This window comes from Campylobacter gracilis (genome assembly GCF_001190745.1).
Lineage (GTDB): Bacteria > Campylobacterota > Campylobacteria > Campylobacterales > Campylobacteraceae > Campylobacter_B > Campylobacter_B gracilis.
In genome coordinates this window covers 1,398,139-1,412,629 of record NZ_CP012196.1, presented here as the reverse complement: position 1 = coordinate 1,412,629, position 14,491 = coordinate 1,398,139, and the positions used below count along the sequence as shown (strand labels likewise).

At 45.4% G+C, this 14,491-nt stretch carries 13 protein-coding genes and 1 pseudogene; 8 read left to right on the top strand and 6 right to left on the bottom strand.

Annotation, left to right across the window (positions count from 1 at the left end; genetic code table 11):
• Nucleotides 1–36: 36 nt before the first annotated feature.
• On the top strand, nt 37–222 hold the full coding sequence (locus tag CGRAC_RS11940) for a hypothetical protein (protein WP_005869205.1): 186 nt from the start codon (nt 37–39) through the stop codon (nt 220–222).
• 18 nt (nt 223–240) lie between these two features.
• On the opposite strand, the gene dnaK is transcribed toward CGRAC_RS11940, so the two are convergent.
• From dnaK to CGRAC_RS11935, 4 genes are all read right to left on the bottom strand, one after another.
• Entirely contained in the window at nt 241–2,127 is a 1,887-nt protein-coding gene (gene dnaK, locus CGRAC_RS06975; protein ID WP_005869203.1) for a molecular chaperone DnaK, read from the bottom strand.
• A gap of 44 nt (nt 2,128–2,171) precedes the next feature.
• A complete protein-coding gene (gene grpE / locus CGRAC_RS06970) occupies nt 2,172–2,747 on the bottom strand; it encodes a nucleotide exchange factor GrpE (RefSeq protein ID WP_005869201.1) in 576 nt (191 codons plus the stop codon).
• Nucleotides 2,744–3,532 (bottom strand): HrcA family transcriptional regulator, encoded by a 789-nt coding sequence (locus CGRAC_RS06965; protein WP_040303165.1) that lies wholly within the window; start codon nt 3,530–3,532, stop codon nt 2,744–2,746. The genes grpE and CGRAC_RS06965 overlap by 4 nt, the downstream gene beginning before the upstream one ends.
• Nucleotides 3,533–3,652: 120 nt before the next feature.
• On the bottom strand, nt 3,653–3,802 hold the full coding sequence (locus CGRAC_RS11935; RefSeq protein WP_005869199.1) for a hypothetical protein: 150 nt from the start codon (nt 3,800–3,802) through the stop codon (nt 3,653–3,655).
• 371 nt (nt 3,803–4,173) lie between these two features.
• On the opposite strand from CGRAC_RS11935, the gene CGRAC_RS06960 reads away from it, so the two are divergent.
• From CGRAC_RS06960 to CGRAC_RS06935, 7 genes and pseudogenes are all read left to right on the top strand, one after another.
• Nucleotides 4,174–4,854, top strand: coding sequence for a F0F1 ATP synthase subunit A (locus tag CGRAC_RS06960; protein ID WP_005869197.1), 681 nt, complete (start codon nt 4,174–4,176; stop codon nt 4,852–4,854).
• Complete coding sequence (locus tag CGRAC_RS06955) at nt 4,844–5,068, top strand: hypothetical protein (protein WP_005869196.1); 225 nt, start codon at nt 4,844–4,846, stop codon at nt 5,066–5,068. Before CGRAC_RS06960 ends, CGRAC_RS06955 begins: the two co-directional genes overlap by 11 nt.
• A 113-nt stretch (nt 5,069–5,181) precedes the next feature.
• On the top strand, nt 5,182–6,603 hold the full coding sequence (gatB, locus tag CGRAC_RS06950; protein ID WP_005869195.1) for an Asp-tRNA(Asn)/Glu-tRNA(Gln) amidotransferase subunit GatB: 1,422 nt from the start codon (nt 5,182–5,184) through the stop codon (nt 6,601–6,603).
• Between the two features lie 988 nt (nt 6,604–7,591).
• Nucleotides 7,592–8,485, top strand: coding sequence for an NAD(P)H-dependent glycerol-3-phosphate dehydrogenase (locus tag CGRAC_RS06945; RefSeq protein ID WP_172539852.1), 894 nt, complete (start codon nt 7,592–7,594; stop codon nt 8,483–8,485).
• A 318-nt stretch (nt 8,486–8,803) separates the two neighbouring features.
• Nucleotides 8,804–8,881: pseudogene (locus tag CGRAC_RS12935) on the top strand (KxYKxGKxW signal peptide domain-containing protein); the annotation flags it as partial.
• A gap of 213 nt (nt 8,882–9,094) precedes the next feature.
• A complete protein-coding gene (locus CGRAC_RS06940; RefSeq protein ID WP_005869183.1) occupies nt 9,095–10,336 on the top strand; it encodes a uracil-xanthine permease family protein in 1,242 nt (413 codons plus the stop codon).
• A 183-nt stretch (nt 10,337–10,519) separates the two neighbouring features.
• Nucleotides 10,520–11,968, top strand: a complete 1,449-nt coding sequence (locus CGRAC_RS06935) for a DKNYY domain-containing protein (protein WP_005869179.1) — start codon at nt 10,520–10,522, stop codon at nt 11,966–11,968.
• Nucleotides 11,969–12,642: 674 nt separating this feature from the next.
• Here the strand turns inward: CGRAC_RS06935 and CGRAC_RS06930 are convergent.
• A complete protein-coding gene (locus CGRAC_RS06930) occupies nt 12,643–13,152 on the bottom strand; it encodes a hypothetical protein (protein WP_005869173.1) in 510 nt (169 codons plus the stop codon).
• Between the two features lie 76 nt (nt 13,153–13,228).
• Complete coding sequence (locus CGRAC_RS06925; RefSeq protein ID WP_005869171.1) at nt 13,229–14,350, bottom strand: AAA family ATPase; 1,122 nt, start codon at nt 14,348–14,350, stop codon at nt 13,229–13,231.
• Between the last annotated feature and the right edge of the window lie 141 nt (nt 14,351–14,491).

Here is a 14,491-nt window from a genome sequence, read left to right as displayed (position 1 = left end):
TATTTAATTTATACAGCGCAAAATTTAGTAGTATTTATGTGTGACTCAAATTTAGTTTGTTGGGAATTAAATTTTGAAGTTGCGGTTAAGCTCGGGCGTATGAAAAACGCCCAAGCTTATGAAGCTATGAAATTTTATGCGCGGTTTGCGGAGCTGCTTCTGCCGCGTGCCGGTAAAATTGCCTTTCAAGCTCTAGCAAAACTACCGAGCGCGCGGCTATAAAATTTCACTTTGCGTGGGTTATTCGACTTCGGCGTCGATGACGTCGTCGTCTTTTTTACCGCCGTTTGAGCCGGAGCTTTGCGATCCGCCTTGTGCACCCTGATTTGCGCTGGCAGCCTTGTATAGATCCTCGGCGACCTTGCTTAGGGCTTCTACTTTGGAGTTTATCGCTTCCTTGCTCGCGTTTTCATCCTTTAGCACGGCTTTTAGATCGTTTAGCGCGCCCTCGATCTTAGCGCGTAGATCGCTCGGCACCTTCTCACCCATCTCGCTTAGGCTCTTTTCGGTTTGATGCGCGATACTGTCGGCTTGGTTACGCGCTTCGACGGTTTCTTTGCGCTTGTTGTCTTCCTCTTTATGAAGCTCGGCGTCCTTTACCATCTTATCGATCTCGGCGTCGCTTAAGCCGCTTGAGCCGGTGATGCGGATGTCGGTTGCTTTGCCGGTGGCTTTGTCTTTTGCCGAAACGGTTAAAATTCCGTTCGCGTCGATGTTAAATTCCACCTCGATCTGCGGCACGCCGCGAGGGGCTGGCATGATGCCTTCAAGATTGAAATTTCCTAGCGATTTGTTGTCCTTCGCGAACTCGCGCTCGCCCTGCAAGACGTTGATCGTAACGGCGCTTTGGTTATCCTCTGCAGTCGAGAAGGTTTGAGATTTTTTCGTAGGTATTGTAGTTCCTTTTTCGATGATCTTAGTCATCACGCCGCCTAGGGTTTCGATGCCGAGGCTTAGCGGAGTGACGTCGAGTAGTAGCACGTCTTTTACGTCGCCTTTGATGACCGCGCCTTGAATCGCCGCGCCGATAGCTACGACTTCGTCAGGGTTTACGCTCTTATTTAACTCCTTGCCGAAAGCCTTTTTGACCTCCTCTTGCACCAAAGGCACACGCGTCGAGCCGCCAACCATGACGACTTCTTTTATGTCGTTCATGCTAAGACCTGCATCGCTTACGACCTTTTTAAGCGTGCTTATGGTCTCATCTACTAAAGAATCGATCATACTTTCAAATTTAGCTCTAGTGATGGTTTTCATCAGGTGTTTAGGACCCGTAGCGTCAGCGGTAATGAAAGGTAAATTTACCGTCGTTTCCATCGCGCTGCTTAGCTCTTTTTTGGCGTTTTCCGCAGCCTCTTTTAGGCGTTGCATAGCCATGACATCGCCGCGCAAGTCGATACCCGTTTCAGATTGAAATTCTGAGGTTAAAAAGTCGATCAGTTTGTTATCGAAATCATCGCCGCCCAAAAACGCATTACCACCGGTAGCTAAAACTTCTACGACGCTATCGCCGGTTTCTAGCACGGTTACGTCGAATGTGCCGCCGCCCAGATCGTAAACGACGATCTTTTCAGACTCTTTTTTATCCAGCCCATACGCAAGCGCTGCTGCGGTAGGTTCATTGATGATACGAAGCACGTTTAGGCCCGCGATCGTTCCTGCTTCTTTCGTCGCCTTTCTTTGGCTGTCGTTGAAATACGCAGGCACGGTTATGACCGCATCGACAACCGGCTCGCCCAAAAACGCCTCAGCATCCTCTTTTAGCTTGATTAGCACCTTAGCTGAAATTTCTTGCGGCGTATAAACCTTGCCCGCGATCTCTACCGCGCACGCGCCATTTCGGTCGATGATCTTATACGGTAGGCGCTTTTTGGCCTCCTGCGCATTTTTTTCATTCATCATAAGACCCATGATGCGCTTGATTGAGTAGATCGTCTTTTCCGGGTTAGTGACGGCTTGGCGCTTGGCGCTGTCGCCTACTAAAACCTCGCCTTTGTCGGTAAAAGCGACTACCGACGGAGTGGTGTTTTTGCCCTCTTTGTTCGGTATGATCTTGCTCTCGCCGCGCTCGAATATGCTTACGCACGAGTTTGTTGTTCCTAGGTCGATGCCTATGACTTTTGCCATTTGTTATCCTTTGTATTGAATTTAAAATTTTAAAATTTGGGCGATTATTTCGCCACTACTACCATAGCGGCGCGTAAAACGCGCTGCTTATACATATAGCCTTTTTGATATACTTGAACGATATCGCCTTTTTTAGCGCCTTCGGCTTCAATCATCGAGATGGCGTTATGCACGCTAGGATCGAATCCCGCATCCGTCGCTATTGGAACGATACCGTATTTTTCAAAAGTCTTTATAAAAAGGCTTAGACATTGTTTTACGCCAACTTCGATTTTATCCGCAAGCTCATTACCTTCCACATCAATTTTGGCGGCTTCCTCAAGCGCGTCGATTATCGGCAGCAGATCCTTCGCAAAGCTCTCGCTAGCGTAAGCAACAGCGCTATCTTTTTCTTTTTCCAAACGTTTTTTGAGATTTTCAAAATCCGCATTGGCACGGTAAAATTTATCGGTGATCTCACTCAGCTCGTTTTGAAGCTTTTGTATCTGCGCGTCGGTATCGTCGCATGTCTGCGCCTCTTGCGGCTCGCTCGCTTCTGACGCGCACTGTTCGCAAACCTCTTTTTCTTCACTATCGCACGCTGCATTTTTATCGCCGTGCTCTTTAAATTTATGGCTCATGCTACTCCTTTAGCGTAGTTAAAAAATTTCTCGTAATTCTCGTAAACGCTGCCTGCGCAGATCATCGTAGCGTCCTCGCCTTCGAATTTCACGGGGCGTTTGATCCCCATAAATCCGTGCTCGAAGTAGGGCGCGAAGATCAAATTTTTAGTAAAATTTACGGCGATCGAGGGGTTGAGTAAAATTTTAAACCGCTCGTCTTTGAAAATTTTATACGCCACGACCTCGTTACAAAGAAATTCGATTTTAGAATTTTTTAGCTCTTTAATTTTGGTGCTAAGCTCGCGCAGACCGATCTGCATCGAAGCTAGCTCCAAATCTCCGAGTGAAATTCCTATTAAATTTGATAAGAATTTAAAAACTCTAAAATCGTATTTTAAGATAATCTCGTCTGTTCTAAACGTAAGGATTATGAAACGATCATCATGATTGATGACTTCGCTTAGGGCTTCATTTTCAGCGTTGAAAATCATACAGTAAATTTCAAAATCCTCAAGCACCGCTTCTAGCTCGCGAGCATCGTCTATTTTTATCTCATCGTCGAAGCTAAGTCTAGCGCGCCAGTAATCCTGCATCGTCGCAACTGTGGGGATTCTACCACCGCTTACATGAAGCTGCGTCAAAGCCCCTTCCTCGCTTAAGCGCTTAAAATAAATTCGGATGCTAGACGCTGACATCGCTACGCCCATACGCTCACCCAGCTCGGAAGATCCGATCGGGGTGTTGCTATCGAGATAGGCGGAAATGATGGATTCTAGAATCATATCGCGTTTATTTGTTTTCACTTTTAGCACTCTTTTGGTAAGATTGCCAGTATTATACAACATTGAGTGGCAAGATGTCAAGGTTTTTATATAAATTTTATAAAATTTTATCAATCAGGTCCTGAGTTTGCTAAATTTTAACTATGATTTTTTGAGCTGAGCGTAATTCTTGGAATTCTTGGAATTCTTGGAATTCTTGGAATTCTTGGAATTCTTGGAATTCTTGGAATTCTTGGAATTCTTGGAATTCTTGGAATTCTTGGAATTCTTGGAATTCTTGGAATTCGCCACGGCGCCATCGCGGTAAATTTTATCGTATTTTTTGTATCTGTAAACACAAATTTTACCGCATAGCTGATTTAGAGCTTCGTCGTATACGCTAGATTAAATTCTATTTTGCAAAAATAGCGAATTGGCAGTGTAGCCGTAAATTTCGTGCTTACTAGCAAAAATTTTGTCATTTGCTGAAAATGTGAAGTTAAATGCTAAAAAAAACGTAAAATCCCCGTCGAAATGGCGCGCAAGCTAGACGAAAGTGCTAGGCAAGTAGGCGGTACAAGAACTCGCAAAGCTCAAAATTTCACTCGCTGGCGCAAATTTAAATATACTTTAACGAATAGAAGTGTAAAATACGCCTCAAATTTCAACGATCAAGGGTTTTTATGCTAAAAGACGTCTTCCTTTTCGGCGGTTTAATTTCTTACGACCACACTTTCATCTATCTTTTTTACTTCTTTTTGGTCGTCGCTATCATCGTAGCAGTCGCGCTTTGCTCCACTCGCTCGCTTCAGCTTGTGCCTCACGGCATGCAAAACATCGCCGAAGCCTACTTAAGCGGCGTACTAACGATCGGTAAGGACGCGATGGGTAGCGAAGAGCAAGCCAAAAAATATCTTCCGCTAATTGCAACATTGGGATTTGTGATATTTTTTAGTAACGTTATCGGCTTGGTGCCGGGCTTTGAGTCGCCGAGCGCGAGTTTAAATTTAACCCTTTCGCTTACGCTTTGCGTTTGGTTGTACTACCATTTTGAGGGCGTTCGCGAGCACGGCGTGATCAACTATCTAAAGCACTTTATGGGGCCTGTGAAAATCCTAGCGCCGTTTATGTTCGTCATAGAGATCGTCTCGCATTTTTCGCGCGTTGTATCGCTTTCGTTCCGACTTTTCGGTAATATCAAAGGCGACGATACCTTCCTGCTCGTTATGCTTACTCTTGCTCCTGCGCTAATACCGATGGTACCGTTTGCACTGCTTACTTTTATGGCGATTTTGCAGACTTTTATTTTCATGGTTTTAAGCTACGTTTATCTAGCGGGCGCCGTGATCGTCGATGAGCATTAATTTTAAGCGAAATTTCTTATACTTCCTCGTGGGTGCGTCGTTCGGATTGATATTCGTCGGCGCATTCGTCTTTTTTGCCTACCCGTCATTTTATTTTTTAGGGTTAAAATTCCTCTTCATCTGCACCGCTCCAGGCGTGATATGCGTAATCATCACCTGCTTGATGGTCGATGTTTTCGATCTGAAAGAAAAGCTCCTTCATGGCGGCGAATAGAAATCTATCCGATTAAATTTTAAAATTTAGCCGCGCCGTGCGCCGCTACAAGCGAGTATTAAAGCAAAAAATTGTAAAATTACGCGAAATTTTTATTCTAAAAGGTTAAGTTTATGTTTGAAACCGTGATCGGCCTAGAGGTACACTGCCAGCTAAATACCAAAACCAAAATTTTCTGCTCCTGCCCCACGAGCTTCGGCGACGAGGCGAATTCGCACGTCTGCCCGACCTGCCTGGCGCTTCCGGGCGCTCTTCCCGTGCTAAATGAGGAGGCGGTTAAAAAAGCTATCAGTTTCGGCACCGCCGTTAATGCGACGATCAATCGCAAGTCGGTATTCGACCGCAAAAATTACTTCTATCCCGACCTTCCCAAGGCGTATCAAATTTCGCAGTGGACGATCCCGATCGTAGAGCACGGTGAGCTTTTCATAGCCGCGGACGGACAGAGCAAGCGCATCGGCATTACGCGCGCGCACCTGGAGGAGGATGCGGGCAAGAATAACCACGAAAGCTCGCGCAGCCTAGTCGATCTGAACCGCGCCGGCACGCCGCTTTTGGAGATCGTAAGCGAGCCCGATATGCGCTCTGCGGACGAGGCGGTCGCGTATCTAAAAAAACTCCACAGCATTTTGCGCTTTTTAAATATCAGCGACGCGAACATGCAAGAAGGCTCGTTTCGCTGCGACGTAAACGTCAGCATCCGTCCGCAAGGCGAGCAAAAGCTCTACACGCGCGTGGAGATTAAAAATTTAAACTCCTTTAAATTTATCCAAAAGGCGATCGAGTTTGAGATTGAGCGTCAGATCGAAGCGTGGCAGGACGGCAAATATGAGCAAGAGGTCGTGCAAGAAACCCGCCTTTTTGATACCGCCAAGCTTATCACCAAGCCGATGCGTAGCAAAGAAGACAGCGCCGAGTACCGCTACTTCCCCGACCCCGACCTGCTAACCGTGATCGTGGATGACGAGATGCTGGCTGCTGCGCAGCAGATCCCCGAGCTACCCGATCAGAAAAAGGCCCGCTACGTCCGCGAGCTGGGCGTTAAAGAAAAGGACGCCGAGATCATAATCTCGACCTACGAAAACGCGCGATTTTTTGAGGATCTGATCGCGGCGGGGCACGAGCCCAAACTCTGCGTCAGCTGGCTTACCGTCGAGCTTGCGGGCAGGCTCAAAAACGGCGTTACGATCGAGGATTCGCCCGTAGGTAGCGCGAAGATGAGCGAGCTTTTAAGCGCGATCGAAGGCGACGCAGTGTCGCAAAAGGCGGCCAAAGAGGTGCTTGACTATTTAATGGAGCACGACGAGGCCGTAAGCTCGGTCATCGACAAGCTAGGCTTGAGGCAGGTAAGCGATGACGGCGCGATTTTGGAGATCATAGCGCGCGTGATGAGCCAAAACGAGGACAAGGTTGCAGACTACCGCGGCGGCAAGGACAAGCTATTTGGCTTCTTCGTAGGCCAAGTGATGAAAGAGGGCAAGGGCGCGTTTAACCCTGCAAAGGTGAACGAGCTTCTGAAACAGAAGCTGGGCTGATTTCGCAGCTTCTGCGGCGGCAAAGAGCGAATTAAAGGCGGCGCGATGCATGCGATAGATGAAGCCTCTGGGATAAAATTTTAAATCCGCTCGCAGCGTTTTGCTTTGAGCTAAAGCTTTCGCGCGCCAATGGCGAAGGCTTTTCGTGTTATAATTTCATTCGGCGCGATCTCGGCGGCTACCTGCTCTGCTTTGCGCACGTTTTGTTCTTTTGAGCTCGTTTTTTCTAGTGCGGATCGTTTACATCAAGTGTCGGTCTGCGACGGAGGGGTTTAAGAAGGCACCCGTTAAAAAATTTTATTTACGGCTACCATCAAAGCGCGGCAAAGCTCGCAGGAAATGCGTAAAATTGCTCTGCTTGAGAGAGCGAGAACGGAAGCTCGGGGTGCGACGGGTAGAGTCGAATACGCAGGGTCGAATTTGAGCGGCGAGTCGATGTGTAGGCTAAATTTAATCAATCGCTGCGTCGGATACGCGTGCCCCAAACCTTGCGCCAAACGATAACGTGGTGAGCGACCGCAGATCATCTAGGCCCAAAGCACGCCTTGATAGATTTAAGTGGGTTTAAAAGCGCGATTTGCGATCGGGCGTCTGAGTAAAATTTTTAAAAATTTGATTTGCTTCGGCGATGCACGAGTGAAATTTAAAATGTATAATGGAGTTTCAAAATCCTCATTCGTTCACTGCCGCGCCTTTTGTGAAAGTGTTTTTTGGTGGAAGAGCAAAACCTTAAAAGTATGAAATTTTAGCGAGGTAAATTTTAAAAAAAGCGAAGTTTTTGCTGAGTAAATTTCAAAAGCGTAAAATTTTAATGAGACGAAATTTTGACGAGATGAAATTTCAAAAAGCGAATTTTAAAGCGTGGCTTCGGCTAGCATTTGTGCAGGCTCATGTCGGCGCTTTTGGACTAATTTTTCAAAGAGCGGGAATTTCAAGAGAATGAAATTTGAAAAACCGCAAATTTGCGAATAAATTTTTAAAAAGGAACATAATGAAAATCGCGGTTATCGGCGCTGGCAAATGGGGTAGCGCGCTTTTTGATGCGCTTAGCGTGAAAAACGAATGCGTCATCACTTCTCGCACGCCAAGGCAAATTCCGCATTTTGTAAGCGTGAGCGAGGCTCTGGAGTGCGAAGCGCTCGTTTTCGCGCTCGCGGCACAACAAACCGCGCAGTGGCTGGATCAAAATTTCACCTACAAAAATCAAAAAATTCTAGTCGCCTCCAAGGGTATCGACGCGGCTAGCGGCAGGTTTTTGAACGAAATTTTTGAATCTCATGTCGCGCGCGGCAATCTTGCTTATCTATCAGGTCCGTCGTTTGCCACTGAAGTCATGCAGAAGCTGCCTTGCGCGCTCGTCGTAAGCTCGTGTAACGAAAATCTAGCCGAGCTTTTCGCAAGCACTTTCCCTGCCTACATCAAGACCTACACGAGTGGCGATATCATCGGCGCAGAAGTGTGCGGCGCGTATAAAAACGTTATCGCCATCGCTAGCGGCGTTTGCGATGGGCTTGAGCTTGGCAATAACGCTAGAGCGAGCTTGATCGCACGCGGCATCGTAGAGATCGCGCGTTTCGGCAAGTTTTTCGGCGCACGAGACGAGACCTTTTTGGGCTTAAGCGGCGTGGGCGATCTGTTTTTGACCGCCTCGAGCGCACTATCGCGAAACTACCGCGTAGGACTAGGGCTTGCGCGCGGTAAAGGGCTCGAAGAAATTTTGCGCGAGTTGGGCGAGGTTGCCGAAGGCGTGGCTACGACCGAAGCGGTCGTAAATATCGCGACAAAGCACAAGATCTACGCTCCGATCGCTACCGAGGTCGCGCAAATTCTGCGTGGCAAGGACGTAAAAGCGAGTCTAAAGGACTTGCTGCGCAAAAAATAGCCGTGCGACGGAATTTACTCGCTAAATTTTAGCGGTAAATTCGGCCTGCATAGTTTTGATTTATCCGCTATGTTTATGGAATTTAGTTGCCGGTTTGCGGATTTTGGTCGTTGTTTGTTTGGATCTGCTTATGCGGCTTTGCCTGATATTTTATGGGCTTGATTTTCGCCTTGCGGCTTCGCGCATCTGATACGACGCAAAATCGCAGCAAAAGGGCGCTTGTATATGATGTGGCGTAGCGGCTATGATTTAAAATTTCGTTTTAAGCTTGAGTGCGAAATTTTAAAGCGAGGTCGTAAAATTTTAAAAAGAGGCTAAAATTTTAAAACATTTAAGGTGGGTCGCAGGTGGTTGACGGCTGAGAGTGGAGCATATTGCTTGTCTGTGACCGGGTAGGTCAAAATTTTTGATGTGTCAGATTTAAAAATTAAGGCGTAGTATTTTTTCTTTAGATGAGGCGGAAAGGCATAAATTTTGAAAATATTCAAGACAGATGATGTGTAGTTTTAATAAATTTTTATTGCTTGCAAAGGAGCGGATTGTTAGTCCGTGACTGCAGCAAGTAATAAAAATTTATCGAAAATCCATAGCGAATGGGGAATTAACAAGATGGAAAAATACGAAGGCTACAATCTCAGGCTACGCGACGCTCTCGTCGGCGTACAGTTTCTATTCGTCGCGTTCGGCGCACTCGTGCTGGTGCCGATATTAACGGGGCTTGATACGTCCGTGGCGCTGTTTACGGCGGGCATCGGCACGCTGCTGTTTCAGCTAATCACGCGCAAAAACGTCCCGCCGATCTTTCTCGCGTCTAGTTTCGCGTTTATCGCGCCGCTAAGCTTTGGTGTGAAGGAGTGGGGTATCGCCGCGACGATGAGCGGGGTGATCGCGGCGGGGCTTTTTTACGTGGTTCTAAGCTTGCTCATCAGGCTAAAAGGCGAGGGGTTTTTGCATAAAATTTTACCACCCGTGGTCGTCGGCCCCGTTATCATGACGATAGGTCTCATCCTCTCGCCAGCAGCCGTAAATATGGTCATGGGCAAGGGCAAAGAGGCACTATATACGCAGGGGCAGTCGCTTACGATCGCGCTCATCTCGCTCTCGGCGGTTATCGTCGTGATGATGTTTGGTCGCGGCATGTTGCGCCTCGTGCCGATACTGTGCGGTATCGCGGCTGGATACTGCGCGTCGCTGTTTGTAGGGATTGTGGACTTTACGCCGATTCTAAACGCGCCGTGGTTTGTGCTGCCGCATTTCACCGCGCCGGTTTTTAAGCTCGAAGCCGTGATCTACATGGTGCCTATCACCATCGCACCCGCGATCGAGCACATCGGCGATATGCTTGCGATCAGCAACGTCACGAAGGAAAATTTCCTAAAAAATCCAGGGCTTAAAAGCACGCTGCTAGGCGATGGGCTCGCGACGTCGCTGGCGGGTTGCTTCGGCGGACCGCCGAACACCACCTACTCCGAGGTCACGGGCGCAGTTAGCATCACGAAAGCTTACAATCCAGCCATCATGACCTTTGCCGCGCTTGCGGCGATACTGCTTGCATTCGTGGGCAAGCTCGGCGCCGCGCTCTCCACGATCCCCGCTCCCGTCATCGGCGGCATTATGCTGCTGCTTTTCGGTATCATCGCTAGCGTGGGCATGGAGACCCTGATCAAAAACGGCGTGGATCTGGCCGAGCCGCGCAATATGATCATCGTCGCGCTTATCTTCGTCTGCGCGATCGGCGGCATGGTGCTGGATTTTGGCGCGATGAGCTTTAGCGGCGTGGGGCTCGGCGCGCTCATCGGCATCACGCTAAATTTGGTGCTGCCAAAGACCAAGCATTTTGACGGATACTAAGTTAAATTTGCGCGGAGCTTGAGTCGTTTCGCGCGGTTGCGGGTAAATTTGAGCTGAGGCTTTGCCGCCAAATTTACCCGCAGTTTTCGCCGCCAAATTTACCGCGTCCTAAATTTTAAAATTTCACCCGTAAACGCTTTTAAATTTCTAACGTTTTAAACTAGCAAGATATATAATTGCCTTATGAAAAAGGCGAATAATTTAAGCAAATTTGATAAAAAGGCGCTAAAGCTGCTCTTTGCGGTACTTTTCGTGCCGCTCTTCATTTCGCTCGTTTTTATCTATGAGTTATCAGTGTATGATAGCTCGCGCGAGCTGCCCGCGGACGCGCAAAAGATCGGCAGAAGCGATTACTATAATATCGGCGGCAAAATTTATCTACGCTCTTGGAATCTCGCTCCTTACGAGCTGGAGGGCGGCGCAGACGCGGCGAGCTTTCGCGCGCTTGATACCGGCAGATACTCCTACACAAACGTCGGCATGGACGCTAGTAGCGTGTTTTGCGGCGCTCGCAAGATGTCGGGGCTGGATCCCGCTCGCACGCAAAAGATCGGCTCTCGCTACTACAGCGACGGACGCGTGAGCTACTTCTGCTCGGACGTTACGCAGCGCACGGGCGGCGCGATAAGCTACATTTACAAAGTTTTTTTACATGCGTTCGGGCTCTCTAAATGGCCGCAGGAGTACAACTATCCATACGCTAGACTTGATACTAGCGCGCCTATCTCGCCTCTGACCGAGAGCCCTTACGTCGCCACGGACGGTGAGCGGGTATTTTACGAGGGTAAAATTTTAGCAGGTGCGGATGCAAAAAATCTAAAACAGATAAGGCTAAAAATCATACACGAAGACGGCCCCGATTCGCCCGCGCACTTTCGCTCAGTCGATCGGTGGCTAAGCGACGGACGCAGCGTCTATGCAGACGGCGAGAGGCTAAATTTTACCCCTAGCGAGCAGATGTATCTCGTGGAGCCAAACGCCGGCATAGAGTTTCTTTATGATCCCGCTACGGGCGCGGTACTGATGAACGGCGAGAGATTTGATGCCGCAAACGAGCCCTATACGCCGCTAAATTTTCAGAGCGGGCATCAGGAATACATGCTGTTTGCGAGCAAAAACGGCATATTTTATCTAAGTAAGGATAAAATTTTAAATCGTCCGCGCGGTAGCGGCGCCGAGGGCCGGCTCAAAGACGCGCTTTGGTACGTGTATTATAAATTTGGCGCAGACGCCAGCCGGCTAAGCGCGCTAAAAAGGGCGGGCGACAATCCGTTTAAAGGCGCCGTGCGGCAGATCTCGGAGAAGCTTTTGAAGGACGACGCGGGATTTTATTATCTAAATTTCTACTCGCATAGCGTTTACGTCACGGGTCGCAGCGGCAGGCATCTGGATAAGCGGACAAATTTCATCGAGCTGCGAAAGATCACGCTTGGGGTACACGACGATGAGGTGATGGCGCAGATCGCGGACGAGGCGGCGCGAAACCCAGAAATGTCGCAGCAGATCTTTACCGCGCAGGACGTGGAGTACGAAAACGGCGCGGCCTTTTATATGTATTGCCTTGCGGCGGTTTTATTGCTCGGAGCTTGGATTTACAGCTACCTTAGAAAACGCAGCTTGCGACGCAGCTAAATTTATCCGCGCAGGCTTTAAAATATGAATTGCCCGCGCGCTTATATTAGTACGCGGGCAGCTTTAAGCTGCTTGTCAAAAACTGCTTTGTTGTAGGTGTAATATCGCCTCGGTGTAGCGAAATAAATGCGTTATAAAGCAGCTCTGCCTGGGGTACTAGCTTCCTATACACATCAGGGCGCAATGAGATGTTGATACGGTGCAAGTCAGTGCGCTTTACTTTAAATTTCATAGTATAACAAGTTGATTTTGCAAACTTACGGCAAATTTAATAGCCGAACAATTTACCTGCTGAATATGTGGCAAGACGATTTGGTTGTTTTATTTATAATTTAGCTTAGTTTAATTGCCGTTAAGCCAAACTCTAGGCTTTCTGAATTCGTACGAGTTTCGTGGTAGTTTCTAACTTCGAGTATATTTGCAGTGCTTGGGATTAAAGTGCAGGCGATAGATAAAGATTATGATATGTTAGCAGCTGAGTTTGGCTCGAAAATCATGCGAAGTTATGTGGCAGATGCACTACATAATTCGAGTAAAATTTAATCAAAGTTACGCCGATGAAGTTTTTAAGATTTACGAAAGGGTGGCGATTTTAGTATTTTATCTTTATAACTTGCCCCATTACCTATTTAATTTTTTTAGAATACCTAAGTGACAATTGCCTAAAATAATTCTTATCTATTATTTTTCAAAAATTCACAATACTTTTTTAAAATTATCAAAGACGATTGTTTTGCAGTTATTTTATTAGTATCTAGTTGTTTTGGGAAAATAAAATTTCGTTTACAATAGCAAATATTTGTTTCGCTTAGATTTCTAATTGCATTTTCATAGCAACCGCCATTATTTTTTATGGAATCATATATATTCTGGTTGTTTTTTATATTGCACCTATCAATATCTAAAACCTTGCATATATCGGCACTATTTGCAAAATGAGCCGATAAAAATGTCTCAAAATTTTGATACGTTAAAAATATATTGCTATATTTATTTATATAGCTAAGCTTGGTGCACAGCGTTTTTAAATACTTCAGTTCGGCATTATTATTGACTGCTCTATCTAAATCCGCCACTACAAAAACAGGTATAGGAGTTCCCCTATATTGCTCTAATATATCTATAAAGCTTTTATAGTTTCCGTTTTTAATATTTTTTATTTCAAAAACAAACTCGTCGCTCAAATGCTCATTTTTAAAATGTTTTAAGTAATATTATTCGGTTTGACCTTCAACTATGAATTTTATAGTTATCTTTTGTTTATTCATAATCGCCTCTTAAATAGCCCATATATGCTTTCTTTTTATCGTTTCTTAGTTCAAATTCGCTTAATGATTTTAAGGTTGTAGCGGTATTTTCTTTGCCTACTATATAAATTTGCGCCGGAGCAAGCATATCGGTATCAAATATAAGCGGGTTGTGAGAGCTTAATATAAATTGTCCTTTAATATTTGACGATGAGTTAATTACCCCATTTAATAGCCTAATTAGAGATATAGTGCTAATAGAGCTATCTAGCTCGTCTATTAGCATAACCGACTCTTCTGTAATGCCAATGTCGTCTATTGCATATACTAGCCCTATCATAAGCTCTATTATCTTCTTTACGCCGGAACTTTCTTTTTCAAATACAAAAGTTTTTTCATCTCTTTTTAAAATCAAAGAAAATCTATCATCCTTTATGTCTATGAAGTCAAAATCCGTAATACTATCATCTATAATCTCTAGTATATTCAAGACGGTGTCTTTATGTTTCATAAAAAAATTTCTTTCAAATAATTTAAAAGAAATCACTCTAACCTGACTAGCCATAACTTCGAAAGCGTTTATATTTTTACTATATTCGTATATATTTACCATGCTCTGAAAACTGCGCAGCTCTTTGATGCCATTATCTTTTATTTTATTTAAGACGGTGTCTCGAGGAACTACGGATAGTATCTTTTCATATTCGGTAGCTATCGGGAATGTTAGCTTGTCTTCGGCAAATCGATAAATCAAAACTTCATTTTTTGTTAAACTTTCGCTTATTATCTGCTCTTTATTAAACTTAATCTCATACGCATAACTATCTTTTTTACTATCAGTAATAACTATCCTATATTCAGTATATCCTATATCGGAACTGATAAACTGCAATTCTTTTTCTATATTTAACCCTTTTTCAATAATACGTAATATGCTCTCCAGTGCTTTCAGTATATTTGTTTTACCTGTAGCATTCTTCCCAAACAATACCACGCTTTTGGCGATTCTAGTATCCGAAAAGTAATTGCTTTCATATTTTGTATTTTTTAACCTTTGGTTTTGTTTTGCAGTAAAGTCTATCTTAATATTTTGGGATATGGATGCATATCCACAAACTTCAAAACTAGCTATCATTTTTAATTCCTATGTGTAATTTTTATGGAATTATAACATAATATAACCGCTTTTTACGCTTATATTTATATAATTTTTGTTATACTTTTTACGATTTTTGTCCATAACCTTAAAATATTCTGTGTTTTGGGATCAGCTTTT

Coding starts and splice junctions, on each gene's coding strand:
- CGRAC_RS11940 (WP_005869205.1), top strand. CDS start 37: ATGTGTGACTCAAATTTAGTTTGTTGGGAATTAAATTTTGAAGTTGCG.
- dnaK (WP_005869203.1), bottom strand. CDS start 2,127: ATGGCAAAAGTCATAGGCATCGACCTAGGAACAACAAACTCGTGCGTA.
- grpE (WP_005869201.1), bottom strand. CDS start 2,747: ATGAGCCATAAATTTAAAGAGCACGGCGATAAAAATGCAGCGTGCGAT.
- CGRAC_RS06960 (WP_005869197.1), top strand. CDS start 4,174: ATGCTAAAAGACGTCTTCCTTTTCGGCGGTTTAATTTCTTACGACCAC.
- CGRAC_RS06955 (WP_005869196.1), top strand. CDS start 4,844: ATGAGCATTAATTTTAAGCGAAATTTCTTATACTTCCTCGTGGGTGCG.
- gatB (WP_005869195.1), top strand. CDS start 5,182: ATGTTTGAAACCGTGATCGGCCTAGAGGTACACTGCCAGCTAAATACC.
- CGRAC_RS06940 (WP_005869183.1), top strand. CDS start 9,095: ATGGAAAAATACGAAGGCTACAATCTCAGGCTACGCGACGCTCTCGTC.
- CGRAC_RS06935 (WP_005869179.1), top strand. CDS start 10,520: ATGAAAAAGGCGAATAATTTAAGCAAATTTGATAAAAAGGCGCTAAAG.
- CGRAC_RS06925 (WP_005869171.1), bottom strand. CDS start 14,350: ATGATAGCTAGTTTTGAAGTTTGTGGATATGCATCCATATCCCAAAAT.